We start from the raw sequence: 19,951 nt of genomic DNA, 5'->3' as shown, positions 1-19,951 counted from the left end.
ATGTTTCGAAGCGGCTGATCACTACAATGAGAGAGAAACGGATTTAATCTGGCATACAGAGCATTGGGAGGTCAGTCCAATGAGTTCTTCAATCTTGAGACCTCAAACAGGGGCCGCAGCTCAACCGCCGACGTTCCAGTTGACCCATGCTGAGACAGGAAGCTTGAGTCATCTGGACATCCTGCGCCTTGTCCAAGCTGGTTTTGCCCTCAGTGATGTTCAGGCTATGGTCCGCTCATCAAGCCTGTTTAAAGCTCACAAGCTCCTAGAGCGAATCATGGGGAAGTCCGCTCGGACCATCCAACGGCTGAGTAATCTCCAGAACGAAGTCCGATTGAATCCCCAGCAGAGCGCTGTAGCGCTCCAATACGCCCAGGGACTTGAGCTTGCAGTGATGGTCTTCGGCTCTCAAACCCTCGCCGAGAATTGGCTGGGACGGTCATGTAAGCATCTGTCAGGGATTGTTCCTTTCGAGATGCTCAATACCTCGGTGGGTTTCAAGGTTGTGATGGAATACCTGGAGCGCGCTCGCTTGGGTGTTTATCAGTAGCGGCGTGCCCCTCCACGCGAGATATGGTCACTCGGGGATCATCTGATTTCATACGCTTGCTGACGTGAGGAGATAGGAGATGAAAGTTATCGGTAAGGTCGAAATTGATGGTGTCAGAGACGTTGTTTGCGATGTCTGCCGGCTCACCACCAAGGTAAACAACGGTGGGCTTCAATTTGCAACGTTGCAGGCACATTGGGGCTATGGAACGAAGCATGACGGTGAGCGCTACGAGATACACCTGTGTGAAGGCTGCTTTTTCCAAGCTGTTGCCGGCCTCAAGCAAGAGCGGCGTACTCAAGGGCTCTTCGACGATGATGGCAGAATGCCGAATGATGAATTCGGTTTGATTACGAGGGATGATTTCTTCAAGGACAGAGGTTGATGCAGCTTGGCCACAACGGCCGTTTCCGCAGAAGAAAATAGTAGTTCACTTCGATTGCAGGTTCTTGTTCAGAACGCACTAATTAAGAGGGAGCGGACCCATTGATGACCTGGGTCACGATGCGTTCTCTCACGCCACACAAGCTTTTGCCCGAATCCTGAAATCACGACAGATGCTTCGACCATAGTTATCGCAGGCACGCTCGCTTTGACTACTGGTGGCAGTGCTCTTCCGTTTGAACCGCCACCTCTGTCTGCGCCTGCAGAGAAGGGTACTCGGAAGGCACGTTCGTTGAAAGTTTACAAAAACCCGCATTCGGGCGAGATCGTTGAGACCAAAGGTGGTAATCACAAGCTGCTTAAAGCCTGGAAAAATGAGCATGGTTCGGATGTCGTAGAGTCTTGGCTTTCGAAGTGAATTACAGTTAGCAGACGCAAAGGCCCTCAATGAGGGCCTTTTTTTTCGCAGTCCGCTTTGCCATGTCAACGCTTCGTACTAGCTAAAGATCCCACCTACTCGGTACCTAGGCCCCTATCGATACACGGGTACAGGTAAAGCTTTGCTGGTTTCAGCCGAAACATTCCGAACGGAGAAAAAACTGGCTACGGCAGGCTACTACTGAACCATCCTGGGCTCTATCAGACGTCGACTTCATAGAACGTTCGCCTTGGATAGCTTTAAACAACATCTTCAAGCCCTGAGGCCTGCCATGCTTAGAAATGCTCCTTTGAGTACAAAGCTACTGCTTATTTTGATGTTTCCCCTGTTGGGCTTTCTGGTCTTCGCCGGGATTTTTGTAGCTGACAAACGAGAGACACTGAGCGAGATGAACCGAGCGGTCACCGCTACCGGCACCGCGCAGAAACTCAGTGACGTAGTAACCACTATCCAGCGTGAGCGCGGCGCAAGCGGCGTGTTTCTGGGCAGCGGTGGTAAGACGATGCAGGACAAGTTGAAAGTCTTACGCCAAGAAACCGACCGTGCGGTGAGCGCGATGCATGCGCAATCGACCGAGGGTCTTATCGCGCCTGACAAGATGCTGCGCGCAATTGATGGTTTGGCCGGACTGCGTCAGCAGGTGGACACGCTCGCAATCAATAACGGCGAGTCCGGCACCCGATTCACCGATCTTATCAAAAATTTGATCGGCTTCTCTTACTCACTGGAAACCAGCATTGAGGATCCGGAAATCCTGCGTGGGCTGAGTTCACTCAATCAGTTCGTAGACATGAAAGAGCGCTCTGGTCGAGAGCGTGTACTGCTTGGCCTGGCATTCAACCAAAACCGTTTTGATGCGCCGCTGTTGTCACGTTTCAGCCGCAACATGGGCGAGTTCTCCGGCTATTTCGAGGCCTTTCAACGCTGGGCTCCTGCCGTGTTCAAAAATAAGCTGGATGCGGTTCTACAACAGCCCGCATCCGTCGATGTAGCTCGCCTGCAAAAACTCGGATTTGATACGCCTCTAGGCGATCCGCTTAATATCAAACCCGAAGACTGGTTCAACCTTTCCACCAGCCGTATCGACATGATGGCTCAGGTCGAGGCTGAACTGGGCCAGACGGTCGTGAGCCTAGCCAATGTCGCGCGTACCGATGCCCAGCGCAGTCTGTATGTCGCAATAGCCACCGTCATTCTGATGTTGATTGCGGTGCTGTGGCTCGCTTCGGTGATTATTCGCAATATCAAAATCGCTGTGGTCGACGTGAACCGCACCCTTATTTCGCTATCCACGCGTGACCTAACTGCCAGAACCCGTTACACCGGCAGAGACGAGTTTGGCGAGATCTCGCGTAACCTGGATAACATGGCCATACAGATCGGTGAAGTGATCCGTGAGATCGGGAGTGCCACGGCGCAGGTCGCGACCGCCGCCGAGCAGTCTTCGGCTGTGGCCCTGCAAACTAGCAATAACGTCGTCCAGCAGCGTCAAGGCACCGATCAGGTGGTCACTGCCATCAGCGAGATGAGCGCCACGGTCAAAGACGTGGCGCGCAGCACTACCGACGCCGCAGAGATGTCGCAGCGCGTTAATGCCAGCACTATGCAGGGCAAGGCTGAAATCGAGAACACCATCAGCTTGATCAAAGGGCTTGAGGTTCAGGCCGAACAAACATCCCGAATCATTGAGGAGCTCAAGGGTGAAAGCTATTCCATCTCCTCGGTTTTGGATGTGATTCGTGGTGTAGCAGAGCAAACCAATCTGCTAGCTTTGAACGCTGCCATTGAGGCTGCCCGTGCCGGTGAGCAGGGTCGTGGATTTGCCGTGGTCGCCGATGAGGTGCGGAATCTGGCCAAAAAGACTCAGGATTCCACCGTCAGTATCCAGAAGATGATCGCCAATCTGCAATCCGGCTCCGACCGTGCCGCCACTTCCATGCAGGAAACTCTAGGGAAGGCTCAAGAAGGCGCGAGCAACGTAGTGCGCGCAGGGGAGTTGCTAGAAGAAATAGCCGAGGGCATCGCGACCATCAGCGACAGCAACATACAGGTCGCCTCGGCGGCAGAACAACAGAGTCAGGTTGCCGAGGAGATCCACCGCAACGTAAACGACATCAACACTCTGGTTATCCAGGTCAGCGCCGGTGCTGAACAAACCGCCGTCACCAGCCGCGAGTTAGCCCGCTTGGCCGAGCAACAGCAGGGGCTGGTGGGACGGTTCAAGGTGAACTGAGTTACAAGTTTTTTTACCGGATGCTCAAATGCCCGAGAGAATGACTTTCGGGTATTTGAGGATTGGTAGGTGAGAGGGTGACGCGCCTATAAGGGCTACTTTGCTCAACGCGATAAACGAGGCTTTTCATGACGCCGGATGAGGTCAGGCCATGGATTATCAGCCGTCCTACGGCTTTCTGAAGGACTGCTTATACCGTTCTGAGTCATACAAGGTGACTTTGGCAGACGCTTACTGAACATCTTCCTAAACGAAACCACATGACGATTATCGAGCAAGCAGCCATGGGAGACGCAAGTGAAGAGAGCGTTTTATTGGAAACAGAACATTAGCGACTGGGTTTGAACGCCAAAAAGTCTTCCATGGCATGAAACTCCAACTGCTTGGCCTTGCGAGTCGGGGAAAGGTACGCGGCCATCTCTTCGAAGATGCCATCGTGATCCTTCAGGTCGGTATCTGTGTAAACGATGATAGGGATACCCCATTTTCGGAAATAGGCCTTGAGCTTGCGCATCTCCTTCTCGAAGTTCGCCTGAGCCTCTTCATTAATTAGTTTCTGGGTCTTACCGCTGGTTTCTTTCAGCCTGCCGTGGGTTGACCAAGGCGAAATTTCGAAACCGACCTTCGACAAGGTGAAGGGATCAATGATGGTGAAATCTAGGCGGTGCTCATGGTTAGCCACCTTTCCTCCGTAGCGCAGTTCCGGAATCAGCAGCGGTACGTCCAGTGGATGCTCGCTATCGAGCACGAATTGGCAGTAGCGCTTTGTTATTTCCATTTCGTGCGTTGATCCAGAGTTGCGCACTAGGGTCTGGCGGAAGAACTTCAGATATTGATCTACGGAAGAAAACTCAATGCGATCATCTTCGTCGGGTATTACGAAACCAGTCTGCAGGATATGGCCGATGGTCCAGTAATTCGGTTTGAAATGCCGAATCTCGCTCTTATCATTCTCCCAGGCTCCATTTTTGAACCGGGGAGTTACCAGGATGCCATAGGATGCATTTTTCTGACCTATCCAAATTTCGGCGTCCTCTACTTCTGGACGCTTTCGGGCAAGTGCATCGAATTGACGAAGGTAGGTTCGAGTTAGAAACAATTTGAACCAGCGCTCCACAATCTTGGAGTTCTTGATGTGCGCGTGAGCGTCGAAGTAGGGATTGCCGGGCCGTGCGGCAGATCCGAGTTCATCGAGGACTTTGAGGAAACCGCGGACATAGAGCGCGATGAACTGCCCGGGTGAGTCGATGACTTCGTGCTTGATGTCGATGTACTCGGCGTGCTTCCCGCCATAAGTCGCATTCAACGAATGCTCGCTTGGGTAACAGGTGACTTTTAGAACGTTTTCCTTAAGTTCGTTTATTTCCGCCGAAAGCTCAGCAATCCGACGATTGCGCTGTGTTTTTACCGGATCTCTAGGAGCCACTGTTGTTGTTCCTTTCCTTGGTCGCCATGCCGCGAGGCGCTCTTGGCTTTTAGCTCGGAGCCGGAGTGCGGCGCTTCGCTGTTGAGAATCCATGGATTCTCAGTAGTGGTCAACTCATCCCGGAAACTGCGTTAGGTTTTTTCTCAGCTAAGCAGCCGGTGTTGGATGCAAACTAGAATTCTTTTTCAGGCGATATGGCCTGCTCCGCGTCCTCCTATTCCCATTGTGCATAGACATCGCCTAGGATACGGGAAACACAAGGAGTGGCATTTTGCTAATACTTCATCTATCCGGCCTTACAGTGTTTTTGGATAAGAGAGCTTTACTGAATGTCGAATCCCCCACGCAATCATCACTTTATCCCCCAACACTTCCTCAAAGCTTGGCAACACACGAATGGCAGAATTTTCCGCTATCGTCGTTTACCTTCAAGCGGTGCGATGGAAATCAAGACGGTTGCCATAAAGCACACTGCTTCAATTCAGGATTTGTACCGTATCGACTTTGCAAATGGCGGATTTGAGGTCGAATCCAGCTACATCACCCCGATGATTGACGAAGCTGGTCATAAGATTATCGAGAAGGCACGTGGCAGTAGAGTTAACGATTGGAATCTGGCCGATCGTCGGCAACTGGCGAACACCCTTACGTTGTTGGAAGCTCGTCATCCAGACATCCTCAAAGCCATGGATGTTCGCTCAGAACTCGATCTCTTGCGGCAGAGGATGAAGGACGACCAGATCTTCTCGCATCGCTCAATCGATGATGTTATCGACTACTTTAAGTCGAGTGATTCGCTCGGGGTGGTGTCGTTGGTGTTGCTTGCCCAAAACGAGACTTTGCCGTTAATTGACCAGCCGTTCTCAGATGGTCTCGTGGCAGCGCACATGCAGGAGTTCAGCTGGGAGTTACCATGCTTGCTTGCTTCTGATTACCCCGCATCCCGCTGGGGAGACTATCTGAAGAACCTGTTGTTCATCATCGCCATCGCCCCAGGTAAAGCATTGGTATTTTCCGATGATCCGAACGTTATGGTCTTTGGTCGCCTTAAGTCGCATGCTCGTGCTCGACTCATCAACTTATATACCTTGGCGAAGGCGCGCGCTGCTTACTACTGCGACGGTGCGCAAGGTGAGTTCATTAGCTGCCATCTGGGCTGGGCTCTGGACCACCCAACTCTCGCAGAGCAGCGTGAATACGTCTCAAATTTCTTGATGGATGAAGATGCTTGGGATGTTTAGGGCGATTACATCAATTTCGAATACTTTTGAACAGGCTGCCTACGATCAGCAGGCAGCCATTAAACATCAGTGATGAGGTCGCTTGTTGCTCGTCATGCCGTCTAGGTGATGCGAGCTCAGGGATTCATCCTGCTGGCGTAATTCCTCCAAACACTCTGCCGAGGCTTCGCATTGCACCTCGGCATTTTGTCGCTGCGTCAGAGCCTCCAACCATTCAAGATACTGCTGGATTGTCGTAGAGTCAGTCTTGTCCATCGTGGTGGTTTTTGCCTTGTGCTTAGACGGGAAATTGTAGAGTGTTTGATGAATAGCAGTGCTTTGGTCGATGTTAATCAGTGGCCTTGGAGAACTGAACAACACGATAAGTACGAAAAACACAGGTCGAGTCTTTGCAGACGGCCAAGACAATAGCTTAGTTTTCAGAGTCGATTTTTTTTCTCTTGCAGTCATATATGGGATTCTCTTTGCACATTGCATGACACGCGCAGTTAGCGCGATAGCAAAGCGGCGCTTTGCAAAGAGGATTTACAGTTTTGAAATTCAGTGGCTTTGGGCGTGTTCCAGGCGCTCTAGAACGACCCTTTCAACCATCCGAAATGGTTGTTGAGCTGCCTTTAAAAAAAGGCAAGGAACCACTTCGCCCATTGCTCTTGGCAAATAGAATCCTCTGATCGTTTACACTGATGTGGATAAAGCGAAACTCCATCTTGCAGACGGATTTCGCCATTGCTCATAGATGCCGTTCAGAAGGATACCGGTCGGTGAAAATCAGAAAGACCGTGATCAAGAACTTTCGTGGTGTGAATGCGCTTGACTGGAACGTACCGCCAGCTGACATCCTCTGCCTCATAGGTAAAGGCGACTCTTCCAAGTCAACTATCCTGGAAACCCCGCAATAACTGGCGGCTTATGCCGAGGTCAGCGACGCCCGGGAACTGGAAGGCTACGGCGATCTATTGAAGGGCCAGGCGGTCGACGTGCACGATGCTCTGTGGCACAGATGCAGCGGGACGCCGAGCAGATGGCTGAGCGGGCCGCACTTCTGCACCAAGTGTTGGCCGATGTTGACGCGGAACGCCGCGCGGCGGATCTGGAGTAAACACAAAGGAGCTGGCTATTCCATCCAGGAACGGCCAACAGGACGACAAGGAGTAAGGCAATGACAGAGCAGTTCAATCCCGAAAAGAACTACGAGCTTCGCTTTGATCGCCAGTGGATGGGCGTTGTGCGCAAGGGGCTGTATTACGAGGGGGCTGACGCGTGGCGAGTTGGTGAGATTCACGACGGGAGGTTTTACTACAACGGCAAAGCGGCCGGCACCGTCGACGGGCTGATCGTGACCAGGACCGAACCCAAACCGCAAACGCTGCTGCAACTGGTGCCGCTGGAGGAATAAGCGCGCCGCACGGGGATGTCCTGCAGGATTACCAATAAAGCCGCTTATGTAAAAAAGGCCTCCACACTTTGACGATGTGCAGGGACCTTTTTTTGTCCACGGAACGTGACCCGTAACGGTAGGGAAAACAGGCACAAAAAAACCGCCGTTGGAGGGGCGGTTGATTTGTGCGTACCGAATTGGAGTTCGGTTTGCGGTTCGCTGAAAGCGCTGACGAATTGAGCATAAATTACGGTTGCACCATTGCGCAATACGTTCATGGATAATAACGGTGCTTCATCGTAGGTCAGTAAGGCTCATTGAATTGTATAGAAGCCTTCATAGAAACCTCATTGAATCGTTAATGGAAACCAGCGAACTGCGCCGAACTCCACGAAAATGCGGTGTATCTAGCCATATTCGGCTAAATTGAGCCGTCATTGTGAAAATTCCTAGAACGTCACGAGCGCGCGCAGTCAAGGACTTGACGCGAAATTGCATATTTATTTCAAAAAAACACTAAAGTGCTTTTTTCTGTCGTAGGTTTTGCGGTATTACGTAAGTCGTGGGCACGTAATGCCCTGGCCCCTTAACCGCGTCTGGAAAACGCGCCGGGAAGGAAGGGCCGAAAAACACCTGGCTCGCTGAAAGCGCTGACCCCTTTCAGTATCCGTCGCTTTGCCCGGTAAGGGTGACGGTTGTCAGGCTTCTTTGAGGAAGCCGCCTATGCGCCTTTTCAAATTGAGTTGCCGCGCCGCGTGGGGAAGTTTCTGCGCGCTCGTAAAGGTAGCGCAAGGCTACCGGGTTTTTGCCTGGCTGCGTGACCATTACGACGACCTTTGACCGCTGCAGGCCCCGCACATGCGGGGCTTTTTTCTGTGCCTGGTTCACCTGTTACAAACTCTCTCGGGATCACTAAAAGCCCAGGGAAATCACGCCCATTCATCGAATTCGATTGACACAAGTGTCACCTTGTATATGATTGTCCTTGAGCGCGAAACCAGTTGCCTCCAGCGGCTATAACTGGTGTAGGAACCCCGTCGATGGCTGGAACATCAGCGTAGGGTGAGACCTCCACACCCCTGCTTGAGGGTGTGTATATGAATATCAAGCTTAAAATTTCAGGGCTACTTTCCAAGTAGCCCTTTTTCTTTGCCTTCAGAAAAGTGTGTAGCGCTTGTACAGCAGCTGTCCATGGCGATGCTTGTTGAGCGATTTTGCGTCGGTGTGCATGAAGTTCCACAGCATTTTTCCCTCGAAAAACGCAACGCTGACCAGCATCTGCCGTTTGGATTCGTATGCTCCGATAAAAGCCAGGCGATCGCTTCCGTCGGTGAAAGCCACTTTCCATACTTCCAGTGGACCGGTTAGCGTATCTAAAGCCAACCTCACATAGCGCTCACGGGCATCCAGTCGTTTTTCGACAATATGAAAAATGCTGGTGCGCAGAATCGTTACATCGCCCATTGGGGTTTCGACGGTTAGGGACAAGATAGCGGGGTCAATAAATCCTAGGTGTTGAGCCGTCACTTCGATGGCTTCCTCATGGCTAGTCGCCGCAACTACTTCTTCCAGAGCCTGTGTACGCATCTCACGCTCTAGAGTACGGAGGTCTGGAAGATGGCAATCAACCCAAGTGGGCTGGCCCTTTATTTCAGAAATCTTGGGTAGGAGAGTGTCCGTGCTCAAACGTCGTTGCTCAATCTAGGCGGTGGTCAGGTCATCATTGTGCCATGTCTAGAAAAAGACGTTTGCAACAGCCCGGCGCACCGATCAGTTCATGATGTCACTCAGTGCTGCGCGTAGGAGCCTCTGTAACTATTTCCATCGGCGGGGGGCTGCGCTCGGCATCCCTCGTAGGTTGGCAAGCCTAAGCCTCACTGTGTTCCACAGGCCTTGCCGCTGACGCAGTGCAAGGCATCATCCAGCGAGTAGACCCGGGCGGGCTGAAGTAAGCGGATGAACAGCATCTCGATGGGTTGGATACGGCCAACTAGGTGGACAAACACATCGACCGATCCCAATTCCCGTACCAGTGGGCCCAGCCCGGTCAGCGTGGGTGCGCAAGCGACAGGGATGACCCGGTCGACGCCGAAATCGAGCCGATGCAGGTCGACCAGCTCCGGTACGGTGAGCACGGTGACCCGGGCACCGAGCTTGTGCGCTTCGCGAAAGAAGAATGAAGAAACGATCGCCTTGCCCAGTTTGGCGTCCCAGCGGGGAAGCACGATATGCAGGGGTTGGGCAAGGTCGCGAGGTGCCAGCTGACAGTCGACCAGGCAGCGCATCAACAGACGAGCGATAGCCTTTCGATGGTTTTGCAAAATCGACATCAGCTCGTACTTTCGGGAATAGCTGGCGATGATATCTATGGCACTGGGCCGTTAGCCGTCCAGCCCGGGCAATTGCACTCCTGATCTGTTACCTAGGGAAATTCATGCGTTACTTGCACCGCATCCTCTTCTACCCGCTTCTGCTGGTGTCGTTTTTTTGGGGGTTCCTCGCTCTAAGGGTCAACCCTTTCGCACTGCTTTACAATTTTGAGTTTTTTGCCCTGCTCAAAGCTTTTTACATTGTCGGCTTTACGGCATCGTTATGGCCGCTGGCGTATATAGAACTAGTCGACTACGTTCATTCGCGCTTGGGCAAAAATGGTCGGCTTTACCTTGATTACGCTGAATCGCTACAGAAGGATTTGATCGTCGCCGCGATTACGGCGCTGGCATTAGTCGGTGTCTATTGGCTGGATTCGGTGAGCTACGCTTTCTCAGGTATCGACATTGCTTTCGTTGGATTCCCCTTTTTGGTGAATGCCCTGTATACCTTAATCCAATGTATGCAAGTGAGTGTTGCCGGGCAGCCCATACGCAAGAGAGCATTATTACCCATGTTCTGTGTGGTACTGGGAGCGACTACGGCTGTGTATTGGTTGCTGGTGAAAAACTCATCCGGTGAACTGGCTACGGACCAAGCGTTGTACTTGCAGCTGACCATTTTGTTCGGCGGCTTCTGCTTCTTTTTGAGCAGCAATTTTATGCTGCACTGCTGGATGCATGGACGTTTTGAGAGTTCTACTTTTAAGCGCTATTTCTTCACCGAGGTTGTCAGGTCGAAATCGAATTTTTACGGAGACCTGGACAAAGTGCTGGGGCCGTTCAATCAGCAAATGGCACGGCGTAAATCTCAGCACTCTGCAGCTATTCGTCGTCAACAAAAGAACCGTCCCCGAAAGCGTTGATGGTCCACCGCAGATTTGCAGGCGGGCCTAAGTTTCAACTCATGCAAGGATCAAACATAAGTGTTCAAGGATCTTCTAGATGCTTTGGGTAGGATCAAGTCTCGCCCGCTGCTGAACGTGTTTGCAGCGCTGGCTCTTTCGACATTCGTTGACGGGGGAGGGCCGATCAAGGATCCTTTTTCCCTTACCAGCTTGCTGCTGCCCTTCTTTTTATTTTTCGCCTCTGTGATGGTCGTGTCGTGGGTGCACTGTGTAATCAACCTGAACAGCCGCCTTGCCGACCACGATCTTTTCAGCTGGGGGCCCTATTTGGGTGGGGTGGTATTGACGTTCTGCCTGTGCGTAGTTTTTTGGTACGTGTCGAATGTTGCCGATCCCATTAACCTGAAGCTGTTCGGCAGTGTCGAATTTGTGCGGATGTTCGCCCTATACCTGTTTGCCGTCGAAACGATGAATATCAAGCGTTGAGTCGGTACCTGAGCATGGGCCAGCCCACTGGTCAATCAAACCGTACAGCGTGTTTGGTCCGATTGTTTGCGCAATCCTGACACGGTGCTGGTGAACACACCGAAGTCACGTGAAGATGGGACTGGATAGTGCTGTGCTGACTGTGGAGGTGGGATCTGCTCGATTTCTTTGGTTGCAACGATGCCGTCCTCAACGACCGTGGGAGTATGCGAATTCTGGTGTTTGCTCCAGATAGTCAATCCGCCAAGCAATCAGCGTCTTGTAGCACGGCGTGATTGGAATGTGTTGGCTGCGTGTTCACACGCTTTGTGTCCCACACTGCCACGTAGACAAAAGAGTCGATAGGCCAAGCGCGCCATTCGCCTTGGTATGTGATGGCACACAACCGCTGTGCTTGGATCGAATTTCAGCGTCGGGGAAAAAGAGCCTTGCCTATCTTCGCTGCGGCCCCGAATCCATTTTGAGCTTCATTCAAAATGTCACGTGAGAAGTAGTCCGCGAGCCGTGCGCGGCTCTCGATTTCATGGCGGATACAAGCTGAATCGATGTTTGGATAATTTGCACGATAGACGGCGTGGTGAACCAACGCGGCAGCCTGGAAGAGTGCGTCAGAGAGCCTGTGGCCATCCAGCCCCATTGATGCGCACATCTCAAGGATTGCGGCTGCATCACTTTCAACCTGATCTACAAGTCGTTGATCCGGCAAAAAAGAGTGTGCTCGAAGATGCTCTACATAACGGCGCAGAGTCGGAATCGAGAGGCTGACCGTATAATGCCTGCTGTACCAACGTCCGATGATGTCAATTTCTTCCTGCGTGATGGCCATTTCCTGGAAGTAACCTGCCCATGCTTCTTGAATATCCTCATCAATTCGCTCGTCACCGAGGTTGGCTAGGTACTGGTTGAGACGTTTAACCAAACGGAAGTAATCGAGTCGAACAGGTGCTTCACGATGCTCATCCATAATAAGCTCCGAGATGAAGGGCAGGATTGCTCAAGGCAAGGGGATGGAGGATAGTCTGTTTAGGGCCAATGGCAGATGGATATGCGAAAAAAGGTAAGGGGCCAGCTTAGGTTACAGATACTATACCCGCCCGCCGCTTTGGGTTGAATCTTCGTGCCCTTGAGTTGCCAGCTTCCGGTTTCTTGATGAGCGCGGGCTATTTGAGCTGCGCCCCCTCCGTGTCGATGTTCTCCGGAATATCTAACCGAATTTTCAATGACGTCAGGGAGGCAGTCAGCCTGTCCCTTGTTGGAATGGGATATTGTGATGAAGGTATGCTTTGTCGTAATGGGTTTTGGCAAGAAAGTTGAGTATGAGACGGGTAGGGTTCTAGATCTCGACGCCACCTACGAGGCCATCATTGAGCCAGCCGTTTCGGGCAACGGTTTGAGGTGCATCAGGGCTGATGAAATCACGCAGTCAGGCATCATCGATGTCAAAATGTACGAGATGCTGCTCAGGGCGGACTTGGTAATTGCCGACATTTCCACAGGGAATGTGAATGCTGTTTATGAGTTGGGTGTACGTCATGCACTCAGACCTAACTCGACCATCATCATGAATGAAGATCAGGGCAAACTGTACTTTGATCTAAATCACATCAGTACTTTTCGATATCAGCATTTCGGTGATGACATCTTGGCACGGGAGGCTAGAAGGGCGGTCAAAGATCTGGGGACGCTCATCGGATCTGTAATGGCGGCTCAAGCTGTTGACAGTCCGGTCTACACCTACCTGCCCAAACTGCTTTCGCCTCGTATGTCTGATGAGGAATATGAAGAGTTGCTTGGTGAGGCAGAGGAGGCGCATCAGCGCTTCTCTCGGCACATGCGCGATGGTGAAACTTTCATGCGTCAAAGCAAGCATGAGCTGGCTTGCCGGGAGTTTTCTGCTGCCCGCGAAATGAGGCCCGGGGAACCTAACATTCTCCAGAAGCTGGCGCTTAACACCTATAAGTCCAAGCAGCCAGACGAGCTCACAGCTCTGCAGTCAGCTTTCGAAATCATTACACAACTGAATCCCGACGAGTCCAATGACCCGGAAACCGTGGGCATTGCAGGGGCCATCACCAAGCGTCTATGGTTACTTGAGGGTGATCGATCTTCCCTTGATGCTTCGATTCAATATTACCGTCGAGGGTTTGAGGTCAAGCGTGACTATTACAATGGGCAGAATCTGGCGCAGTGTTTCGAGTTTCGCGCGCAGGTTCAGTCTGCGCGTTCGGAGAAGTTTTTTGATTTCATGTGTGCCCAGAAGATCCGTCAGATGCTTCTGAAGTCGCTACAGCCTGTTTTGAGTTCCGATAATTTCCTAGAGAGGCCCGACAAACGTTGGATTTATGCAACTTTGGCCAACTGTTATTTTGCGTGCGAACAGCCTGAAAAAGCTGAGCCATTTGAACAAATGTTTCGAGGCGCCGCCCAAGCCCAGTGGGAAATCGATACCTACCAGACCGGGAAGGATGAGCTTTTCAAGATCCGGGCAGACCGGCTGGCGACGCTCACGCCGGATGATAAGTAAAGTCAAAAAAGTACGACGAGAAACGCCGCAGTTCGCAAAAGGGATGAAAAATGGGTTTGCCTAGAACGTTCGTGGGATTCAGCAGCACTGATCGGCATATGTACGAGCTGATGGGGGCATGGAAAAAGAATACGCGCATTGATTTCAATTTTGCAGATTGTCAGCTGAACATGGCGCTGAATTCTGAGGATGAAGATTACATCAAGCGCAAATGCCGAGAGCGAATTGACTTGGCGGGCACCTTCGCGCTTCTGATCGGGCAGGACACGCGATCTAAACACAAGTATGTGCGTTGGGAGATCCAGGTAGCCATGGAGAAGGGTTGTAAGCTCATCGGCATCAACCTAGACGGTAGCCGTCATCTCAATGCTGACCTCTGTCCTCCGATCTTGCAGAATGTTGGCGCAGTATTTGTGCCGTTTTCGCCAGTGATTATTCAGCATGCCTTAACTCACCCAACCAACAGTGAGCTAGGTGATTATTATTACGCACCTGAGATCTATAAAAATCTTGGATACAAGGATTAATCAATGCAAAATACGGACTTCCCAGGAATATACCAGTCAGCTGACACCCTTTCTGGCAACGCCCAGAAATATTTTCTCGGTGCCCTTTTCAGTAATCTCTTGCTGCTAGTGCTTGCAGCCCTTGTCTCCGTGATCAACCACCCCCACTGGGTTGCTGCGCTCATCCAATTTATGTTGTTGCTGCTCGCGCTTGCTAGTTCCGTTTTCCTCGCGTGGAAAAGACCTGAAAAGACATGGTATTCGGGGCGAGCAGTTGCAGAGTCCATCAAAACGATGACTTGGCGCTATGTTTCTCAAGCCGAACCCTTCGACAAGAGCGACGAGGAATCACGGTCGCTGTTAATCAGTAGGCTTCGAGACGTCGTGCAGCAAAATCCTGGTGTCTCGAACCAGCTGATCAGTCATGCTTCCGCACCTCAAGTCACAGACACTATGACGCAAATGAGGTCTCAGGTCTTTACTCAACGGCGCGATACCTACATTAATCACCGCATTAACGACCAACTGGAGTGGTACAAGCGTAAGGCAAAATTCAACTCCACTGCCGCCAAATGTTTTTTTACCGGGCTGATCGTAGCTAACTTAATCGCTTTGGCTTGCGCGGCGTCAAAGATTGCTAATCCCACGTTTCAGTATTTTCCTACGGATGTTTTCATCACTGTTGCTGCTAGCATTTTGACGTGGATGCAGGCAAAGCGATTCACAGAGCTATCGACCTCATATGCACTCACAGCCAATGAGATTGCGCTTATCCGTGAGGATGCATACGGGCTGGCAGAGGATATGGAGCTATCAAAGTTTGTTGGTGACGCGGAGAATGCATTCTCTCGTGAACATACGCAGTGGGAAGCACGAAAAGACAACTGACAAATCACTGCGAGTTGTGAAAATTGTGAGGGAAATTATTTCGCTTCCGGATCCTCATATATCACTATGTAGCATTTGATTGGGAATTCCGACAATGCTCTTCCTAAAAAATGGATGCGCTTGAGAGGAGGGTCAGGCGTCAATTCTGATTGTAACTCCGAGGCCCGATCCGGGCCTCTTGTATGGATGGGTTACTTAAGTTCGTTTGCTAGGCCAGACCAAGGTACCATTTTGATTCCTCGTTCAGAAATCCAACTAGGCTTCGCTCCGTTAAAGCTATCTCCGGCATGAGCTGCTATAACTTTTTTCCCTAACTCCAAACTTTTTTCGACTTCCCATTTCACCCATCTGCTTTGTGCTGTTTCGCCTGAAATATAGACGACCGTCACAGAGCAGCGGTTGATACGTTCGGTGATTTTCCGTTTGATATAGTCAGCCTGATCACTATCATAAGCCTCCTTTACAGAATGATCGTTGAATTCAAGATCATTGTTTTCGTTTTTTGTCTGCGCTCTAAGCAGATTAACTTCATTCATGTCCTCAGTCGCAAAGCTGATGAACACGTTGCGTTTACCTTCGTTCAGCGCCGCCTTGGCCTTTTGTTCAAGCGACTTGACGTCGCCAAGGCGACTCCATCCTCCAGAGCTGCTCCCCCCCATTACTGTGCTCCCTCAAACTTGAATTCGTTGCAGGCGATGCAATTACCACAGGGCTCGTCCTCGCCAAGGTGGCAGGAATAGGTTTGAGATATCCCTTTGGCTTCGGCGAGAGCGACAACGTCCTGCTTAGTGAATGAGGATAATGGTGCGAGCACTTTGATCGATCTACCCATACACAGAGAGATCATTTGCTCAGCCTGCTGAAGGAAGTGAGAAGTCTGGTCAGGAAAGAGGCTAGTGCTTTCATGCAGCAGGCCTATCGAAATGGCATCAGCATTTTTCTGGTATGCATACGCGGCTGCGGTGAGCAGGAATAGCATGTTGCGACCAGGCGTAAAGGCATCGTCAATGATATGAAGACCCGGATCTGTGAGACCTGATCGAATAAGCTTACCGAAGCCCGACAAGGCCGCCACCTCGGGTTCAGGTAGTCCCAGCTTTCTCATCGCCAACTGGCAGGCCGCAAATTCACGATTGCGTGCACGCTGACCGTAATCGACAAAAAGAGGAAAAATTCGCAGACCCTTTTCAAGCGCCAGTTTGGCGACAAGCGTAGAGTCCAGTCCCCCGGAAACAAGGGTAACGATGCTCATAAAAATACAGCCTCCTGCTTGCGGTTTGCGACGCGCATCACAATCCATATCGCCCAGTCCAGAAGACCTACGGGGCAATCCATCTGTTGGGCATGATCACGAAGACGCTTTTCGTATCTGCCGTATTGGTTCAGTCCAGCAATTGATACCTGTTTGCCTGAGCAGATACCCTGAGCCGACATATAATTGAGTACGTGTCGATCCAGTATGGCCAAGTCATAGGTAACGCCACAATTGCGCAAAAACATGCTCGCCTGCTTGGGCCCCATTCCGGAGGCGTTCGACACAAGCCAAGCCCTCACGCCATTTACATCTCCGCTGATCAAGGCTTTGAGGGATCCCCCTGCTTGGGACACCGCCAGCCATGTCGCTGCCAAGTGGGTCGCTTTTGCCCTCGGAAAACGGTAGAGCCGACGCTTGCCTTCGACATCAAGAGGGGTAGTAAGCGCCGCAAACAGCTGATCAGCAAGCTTAAGGTGATCTTGCTCACCTACGCGCAGATAGCCCTGCGCATCGATTCTGTCCGCAGCCGCCATTGCAAGTGGATAGGGCACCTGACTGCTGAGGATGCAGCACGACAACTCCCACCATAGGTGTCGCTCATCTAAGACGGGTCCGGTGTCAATACGCTCCCGGATGTCTGGGCAGACTGCCGCGACCGCTCTGCAAAGGGCTTCGGCACTATAGACGGTCATTGAAAAATCTCCGGGAATAGCTTCTTGAGCTCTGGGGCTGTCAGTCCAATGCCTGTTGCGAACAACGTTGCGTCGTTGCTTGCAATCATAGACTGCATCAGCTGACCAAACTCCTCATAGTACTCCAGATTGTAAAGTGCCACCTTGCCCGCATATTTGATTTTCGGATCTGTGTCGACGATGTCAAGCAGGGAGGTTCTATTCCATAAGTGCTTGAAAAAATCGAAATGTTGGAAATGGTGAAGGCGGCCTCTGGTGGGGTCGATGCTGAATCGGCACCATTCGAGGCCGTCAAAGGTGTCGGCGCCGGCAGCCACTAGCACCGAGATGCTCCAAGGATTGCCTGTGCCGAGCAAATGGATGGGCTGATAAAAAGGAAGATTTTGTAGCTGAGTTCTGACACGTTTCATCGTCCGAGCGCGAAGTGCCAAGCCTGGGCCCAGCTCTCGCTCTGCTATGGCGATGACACCTGGACGAATACGATTGGCCACTTCAAAAACGATGTTTGGAAGGCGTTTGAGCCCCTCTTCATCCTGTGACACGTGCACAATCGGATACACCGGCGCTGATGTGTTTAGGCGGTCACGCTCGAACGCTTGAATCACCTCCTCAACTGCCATCTCCAGATCACTGCTTGGCTCCAGGTTGTCAAAGCAAAACGCACAATCATGTGGCGTCTCAAGCAGAGCCTGATGAAACTCGGCCGCCGTCCATGTTTCGTCCTCGGTACGGTCTGCCTCGTAATTGCCTGAATCGATGAGAACAAATCCTCCTCGCTCACGATAAGCTTTGATCTCCTCAATCATCTGATCTTTGTCTTCAGATCTTCTCAGGTCGTACGCGGACACCAGAATCGACTTCGTGCCATGAGCCTTCAACACGCTTAACGCTTCTGCAGGCTTGAATTGAGTTTCGTGAGACGAAACCGACATGAAAATGTTTGGGATCGGCAGTGTGTTACTTTCAAGCGATGATAGTCTCTCGGCAGGCCGCATTGCGGGGACTACTTCTTGGATTTTGACCTGAAGTAGCTTGAATGCCTCATGGTCGGGTTCGCCTGACCAATATTGGAAATTCACGGTGCTGAGGTTCCCAAAAGAATAGGGAGGATCACTATCGTCAAGCTGCAATGGGATAATTTTTTTACCGTATTTGGTGGCAAGCCTTAGCTCGTCTGTCACCGCTGGCTTGCTTGCGGATTCTGAATACAGTGCCACCACGCACGCCGCTTTCTGGAGATTCTCTTTGATGGCAGTAGCGAAGTCGCCCACAATGAGGTCATCCATCCAAACAGTCCAAGACTTTAAAAGCAGATCGTGCACCTTTACCGCGATGTCCCGGTTCTCTTTGGCATAAATGATGTATACGTCCGCCATGTGTGGACTGAGCCTCAGCTGATTACATTCCATTGCACTACCCTGAGGGCGATGCTTTAAGTGTTTAAGGCATGCCTGGTGACAAAGCTTCACCTGCCGCCCATGCTGTGAAATACAAGGCTGTTGTAAAGTCTGATGTTGTCAAAGTATCTGTGGGCCATGGTGTATCCCTTTCTGCCCGTTCTTTGAGAACGATGATAGGTGTGCCCCGAGCAGCATGTTCTGCAATGCGGCCTACCGATTCTGGAGGGAGAGCATCGTCTATAACGAGTATTGCCTCGTAATTCCCAGTGGGAATTGCGAGCTCAATATTTGGACAAATCGCATTGACTCCTAATTCTCTCAGTGCGAAGCGAGCTTCCTCCAGCGCATAGCGCTGCCCAATCGCGTCGATTCCTGCTTCAATGCAAGCGGTGGCCCCGCGAGTTGCAAAGACTGGTTGGCGAGCAGCCAGGGCAGCATGGTCGAACTTGAATGTGCGGGTTTCGCAGTAGAGTGATACTGCGCGGGAGGCGAGGTCTGCAGCCTCATGGGCCGGCATTCTCATCTGTGCCCAGTAGTGAGCAAATACCGCGCTGAACACATCCCCAGTTCCGATCTTGAACACTCGGACTGAGCTGTACGCAGGAACGTGAGTACTGCTGTCTGAGGCGTCATATACCTTGGCGCCGTAGGGGCCTTGCTTGACGACCACGACCTCAGCTTTTTGGGTTTGGATGAGGTGATGGGCTGCCTGGTCGATGTTATCTATGCCCGTAGCACTCGATATTTCCAACTCATTCATGACAAGGGCGAGTTCATCTGCCGATGATCCGTTAGCTGAAAATGGCTTCGGATTTCGCCACGTTTGTGGGTCATACACCGCACGGCGCGCCTTGACGACGGCATCACCCTCTAGGAAGCCGAACCGCAAAACCGCATCGGCCGTTACCTGCAGGGAGGATTGAGTGATCAATTCCTCACGTCCTGGCTCTATATGTGGAGATGAGAGAGGATGGAAGTAGGCGAAAACAATGGGGCTTGGTCTTGTCGCGATGGTGGTTGCGATGCCATGGCGCTCAAGCGCTTCAACCGCCATGCTCTCGCTAGCAGCAGCATAGGTCGTGAATTTCGTGCCCGGTGAGAGTGCAGCGACAGTCAATGCTGCACGTGCACCGGATCCCATGAGCGTGTCCCACTCAGGTAGATGACACAGCTCACGGTAGAAGCCACCCACGATATGCATTCCTTACCTCGTAGTGAACCGCTCCGGCTTTCTCGGAGGTGTTTTGTGTGAGTCAGGCAGCAGTGGAGGTCGCTGCCGGACTCTGCTCATATAGTGCTTCAAACTCCGCTGGCGGCACATTGCCATACTAG

General features: G+C 51.7%; 20 protein-coding genes and 1 pseudogene. 11 read left to right on the top strand and 10 right to left on the bottom strand.

What is annotated here, in order from left to right; all coding sequences use genetic code 11:
• Positions 1-79 precede the first annotated feature (79 nt).
• From CIB54_RS04505 to CIB54_RS04490, 4 genes and pseudogenes are all read left to right on the top strand, one after another.
• On the top strand, positions 80-550 hold the full coding sequence (locus CIB54_RS04505) for an antitoxin Xre/MbcA/ParS toxin-binding domain-containing protein (protein WP_198557184.1): 471 nt from the start codon (positions 80-82) through the stop codon (positions 548-550).
• Between the two features lie 79 nt (positions 551-629).
• A complete protein-coding gene (locus CIB54_RS04500) occupies positions 630-935 on the top strand; it encodes a hypothetical protein (RefSeq protein ID WP_101218789.1) in 306 nt (101 codons plus the stop codon).
• Between the two features lie 264 nt (positions 936-1,199).
• A pseudogene (locus CIB54_RS27565) lies at positions 1,200-1,352 on the top strand (histone-like nucleoid-structuring protein, MvaT/MvaU family); the annotation flags it as partial.
• 337 nt (positions 1,353-1,689) lie between these two features.
• The gene (locus tag CIB54_RS04490; protein WP_043205934.1) at positions 1,690-3,606 is read left to right on the top strand and encodes a methyl-accepting chemotaxis protein; all 1,917 of its coding nucleotides are present in this window, start codon (positions 1,690-1,692) and stop codon (positions 3,604-3,606) included.
• A 328-nt stretch (positions 3,607-3,934) separates the two neighbouring features.
• Here CIB54_RS04490 and CIB54_RS04485 read toward each other — a convergent pair whose 3' ends face one another.
• Positions 3,935-5,125, bottom strand: a complete 1,191-nt coding sequence (locus CIB54_RS04485) for a topoisomerase (protein WP_232790525.1) — start codon at positions 5,123-5,125, stop codon at positions 3,935-3,937.
• A 236-nt stretch (positions 5,126-5,361) separates the two neighbouring features.
• Between CIB54_RS04485 and CIB54_RS04480 the strand changes: the two genes are divergently transcribed.
• Positions 5,362-6,273 carry a DUF4238 domain-containing protein gene (locus CIB54_RS04480; protein WP_101218785.1) on the top strand — a complete coding sequence of 304 codons (912 nt, stop codon included), beginning with the start codon at positions 5,362-5,364 and terminating at the stop codon, positions 6,271-6,273.
• 66 nt (positions 6,274-6,339) lie between these two features.
• Here the strand turns inward: CIB54_RS04480 and CIB54_RS04475 are convergent, their stop codons facing one another.
• The gene (locus CIB54_RS04475) at positions 6,340-6,723 is read right to left on the bottom strand and encodes a hypothetical protein (RefSeq protein WP_157829689.1); all 384 of its coding nucleotides are present in this window, start codon (positions 6,721-6,723) and stop codon (positions 6,340-6,342) included.
• A gap of 709 nt (positions 6,724-7,432) precedes the next feature.
• On the opposite strand from CIB54_RS04475, the gene CIB54_RS04470 reads away from it, so the two are divergent.
• On the top strand, positions 7,433-7,669 hold the full coding sequence (locus CIB54_RS04470) for a hypothetical protein (protein ID WP_101218781.1): 237 nt from the start codon (positions 7,433-7,435) through the stop codon (positions 7,667-7,669).
• A gap of 1,137 nt (positions 7,670-8,806) precedes the next feature.
• Here the strand turns inward: CIB54_RS04470 and CIB54_RS04465 are convergent.
• The gene (locus CIB54_RS04465) at positions 8,807-9,238 is read right to left on the bottom strand and encodes a PBECR2 nuclease fold domain-containing protein (protein WP_232790524.1); all 432 of its coding nucleotides are present in this window, start codon (positions 9,236-9,238) and stop codon (positions 8,807-8,809) included.
• A 287-nt stretch (positions 9,239-9,525) separates the two neighbouring features.
• Positions 9,526-9,981, bottom strand: coding sequence for a hypothetical protein (locus tag CIB54_RS27560; protein WP_232790523.1), 456 nt, complete (start codon positions 9,979-9,981; stop codon positions 9,526-9,528).
• A gap of 104 nt (positions 9,982-10,085) precedes the next feature.
• On the opposite strand from CIB54_RS27560, the gene CIB54_RS04455 reads away from it, so the two are divergent.
• Both CIB54_RS04455 and CIB54_RS04450 read left to right on the top strand, forming a co-directional pair.
• Positions 10,086-10,886 carry a hypothetical protein gene (locus CIB54_RS04455; RefSeq protein WP_101218778.1) on the top strand — a complete coding sequence of 267 codons (801 nt, stop codon included), beginning with the start codon at positions 10,086-10,088 and terminating at the stop codon, positions 10,884-10,886.
• Between the two features lie 60 nt (positions 10,887-10,946).
• The gene (locus CIB54_RS04450) at positions 10,947-11,354 is read left to right on the top strand and encodes a hypothetical protein (protein WP_101218776.1); all 408 of its coding nucleotides are present in this window, start codon (positions 10,947-10,949) and stop codon (positions 11,352-11,354) included.
• 406 nt (positions 11,355-11,760) lie between these two features.
• On the opposite strand, the gene CIB54_RS04445 is transcribed toward CIB54_RS04450, so the two are convergent.
• Positions 11,761-12,318, bottom strand: a complete 558-nt coding sequence (locus CIB54_RS04445; RefSeq protein ID WP_101218774.1) for a hypothetical protein — start codon at positions 12,316-12,318, stop codon at positions 11,761-11,763.
• 327 nt (positions 12,319-12,645) lie between these two features.
• Here CIB54_RS04445 and CIB54_RS04440 point away from each other — a divergent pair, with 327 nt between their 5' ends.
• The 3 genes from CIB54_RS04440 to CIB54_RS04430 are packed head-to-tail and all read left to right on the top strand — an operon-like array spanning position 12,646 to position 15,272.
• Positions 12,646-13,878: a TRAFs-binding domain-containing protein gene (locus CIB54_RS04440; RefSeq protein ID WP_232790522.1), complete on the top strand. Its 1,233-nt coding sequence runs from the start codon at positions 12,646-12,648 to the stop codon at positions 13,876-13,878.
• A gap of 50 nt (positions 13,879-13,928) precedes the next feature.
• The gene (locus CIB54_RS04435; RefSeq protein ID WP_101218770.1) at positions 13,929-14,405 is read left to right on the top strand and encodes a TIR domain-containing protein; all 477 of its coding nucleotides are present in this window, start codon (positions 13,929-13,931) and stop codon (positions 14,403-14,405) included.
• A 3-nt stretch (positions 14,406-14,408) separates the two neighbouring features.
• Positions 14,409-15,272, top strand: a complete 864-nt coding sequence (locus CIB54_RS04430; protein ID WP_101218768.1) for a DUF4231 domain-containing protein — start codon at positions 14,409-14,411, stop codon at positions 15,270-15,272.
• Positions 15,273-15,463: 191 nt separating this feature from the next.
• Here the strand turns inward: CIB54_RS04430 and CIB54_RS04425 are convergent, their stop codons facing one another.
• From CIB54_RS04425 to CIB54_RS04405, 5 genes are all read right to left on the bottom strand, one after another.
• Positions 15,464-15,931: a TIR domain-containing protein gene (locus CIB54_RS04425; RefSeq protein ID WP_101218766.1), complete on the bottom strand. Its 468-nt coding sequence runs from the start codon at positions 15,929-15,931 to the stop codon at positions 15,464-15,466.
• Positions 15,931-16,524: a 7-cyano-7-deazaguanine synthase gene (locus CIB54_RS04420; RefSeq protein WP_101218764.1), complete on the bottom strand. Its 594-nt coding sequence runs from the start codon at positions 16,522-16,524 to the stop codon at positions 15,931-15,933. Before CIB54_RS04420 ends, CIB54_RS04425 begins: the two co-directional genes overlap by 1 nt.
• The gene (locus tag CIB54_RS04415; protein ID WP_101218762.1) at positions 16,521-17,219 is read right to left on the bottom strand and encodes an 8-oxoguanine DNA glycosylase; all 699 of its coding nucleotides are present in this window, start codon (positions 17,217-17,219) and stop codon (positions 16,521-16,523) included. The genes CIB54_RS04420 and CIB54_RS04415 overlap by 4 nt, the downstream gene beginning before the upstream one ends.
• Positions 17,216-18,595, bottom strand: coding sequence for a toll/interleukin-1 receptor domain-containing protein (locus tag CIB54_RS04410; RefSeq protein ID WP_101218760.1), 1,380 nt, complete (start codon positions 18,593-18,595; stop codon positions 17,216-17,218). Before CIB54_RS04410 ends, CIB54_RS04415 begins: the two co-directional genes overlap by 4 nt.
• 64 nt (positions 18,596-18,659) lie before the next feature.
• Positions 18,660-19,820, bottom strand: coding sequence for a carbohydrate kinase family protein (locus tag CIB54_RS04405; protein ID WP_101218758.1), 1,161 nt, complete (start codon positions 19,818-19,820; stop codon positions 18,660-18,662).
• Between the last annotated feature and the right edge of the window lie 131 nt (positions 19,821-19,951).

It is taken from the genome of Pseudomonas fluorescens, assembly GCF_002837185.1.
In the GTDB taxonomy this organism is placed as follows: domain Bacteria; phylum Pseudomonadota; class Gammaproteobacteria; order Pseudomonadales; family Pseudomonadaceae; genus Aquipseudomonas; species Aquipseudomonas fluorescens_AM.
Note: the sequence above shows the minus strand (reverse complement) of the source record. Positions and strands in the feature narration are given on the sequence as shown.

Excerpts from the sequence above, each read along its gene's own strand:
- CIB54_RS04505 (WP_198557184.1), top strand. The coding sequence starts at position 80 with ATGAGTTCTTCAATCTTGAGACCTCAAACAGGGGCCGCAGCTCAACCG.
- CIB54_RS04500 (WP_101218789.1), top strand. The coding sequence starts at position 630 with ATGAAAGTTATCGGTAAGGTCGAAATTGATGGTGTCAGAGACGTTGTT.
- CIB54_RS04490 (WP_043205934.1), top strand. The coding sequence starts at position 1,690 with ATGTTTCCCCTGTTGGGCTTTCTGGTCTTCGCCGGGATTTTTGTAGCT.
- CIB54_RS04485 (WP_232790525.1), bottom strand. The coding sequence starts at position 5,125 with ATGGATTCTCAACAGCGAAGCGCCGCACTCCGGCTCCGAGCTAAAAGC.
- CIB54_RS04480 (WP_101218785.1), top strand. The coding sequence starts at position 5,362 with ATGTCGAATCCCCCACGCAATCATCACTTTATCCCCCAACACTTCCTC.
- CIB54_RS04475 (WP_157829689.1), bottom strand. The coding sequence starts at position 6,723 with ATGACTGCAAGAGAAAAAAAATCGACTCTGAAAACTAAGCTATTGTCT.
- CIB54_RS04470 (WP_101218781.1), top strand. The coding sequence starts at position 7,433 with ATGACAGAGCAGTTCAATCCCGAAAAGAACTACGAGCTTCGCTTTGAT.
- CIB54_RS04465 (WP_232790524.1), bottom strand. The coding sequence starts at position 9,238 with ATGCGTACACAGGCTCTGGAAGAAGTAGTTGCGGCGACTAGCCATGAG.
- CIB54_RS27560 (WP_232790523.1), bottom strand. The coding sequence starts at position 9,981 with ATGTCGATTTTGCAAAACCATCGAAAGGCTATCGCTCGTCTGTTGATG.
- CIB54_RS04455 (WP_101218778.1), top strand. The coding sequence starts at position 10,086 with ATGCGTTACTTGCACCGCATCCTCTTCTACCCGCTTCTGCTGGTGTCG.
- CIB54_RS04445 (WP_101218774.1), bottom strand. The coding sequence starts at position 12,318 with ATGGATGAGCATCGTGAAGCACCTGTTCGACTCGATTACTTCCGTTTG.
- CIB54_RS04440 (WP_232790522.1), top strand. The coding sequence starts at position 12,646 with ATGGGTTTTGGCAAGAAAGTTGAGTATGAGACGGGTAGGGTTCTAGAT.
- CIB54_RS04435 (WP_101218770.1), top strand. The coding sequence starts at position 13,929 with ATGGGTTTGCCTAGAACGTTCGTGGGATTCAGCAGCACTGATCGGCAT.
- CIB54_RS04430 (WP_101218768.1), top strand. The coding sequence starts at position 14,409 with ATGCAAAATACGGACTTCCCAGGAATATACCAGTCAGCTGACACCCTT.
- CIB54_RS04425 (WP_101218766.1), bottom strand. The coding sequence starts at position 15,931 with ATGGGGGGGAGCAGCTCTGGAGGATGGAGTCGCCTTGGCGACGTCAAG.
- CIB54_RS04420 (WP_101218764.1), bottom strand. The coding sequence starts at position 16,524 with ATGAGCATCGTTACCCTTGTTTCCGGGGGACTGGACTCTACGCTTGTC.
- CIB54_RS04415 (WP_101218762.1), bottom strand. The coding sequence starts at position 17,219 with ATGACCGTCTATAGTGCCGAAGCCCTTTGCAGAGCGGTCGCGGCAGTC.
- CIB54_RS04410 (WP_101218760.1), bottom strand. The coding sequence starts at position 18,595 with ATGGCGGACGTATACATCATTTATGCCAAAGAGAACCGGGACATCGCG.
- CIB54_RS04405 (WP_101218758.1), bottom strand. The coding sequence starts at position 19,820 with ATGCATATCGTGGGTGGCTTCTACCGTGAGCTGTGTCATCTACCTGAG.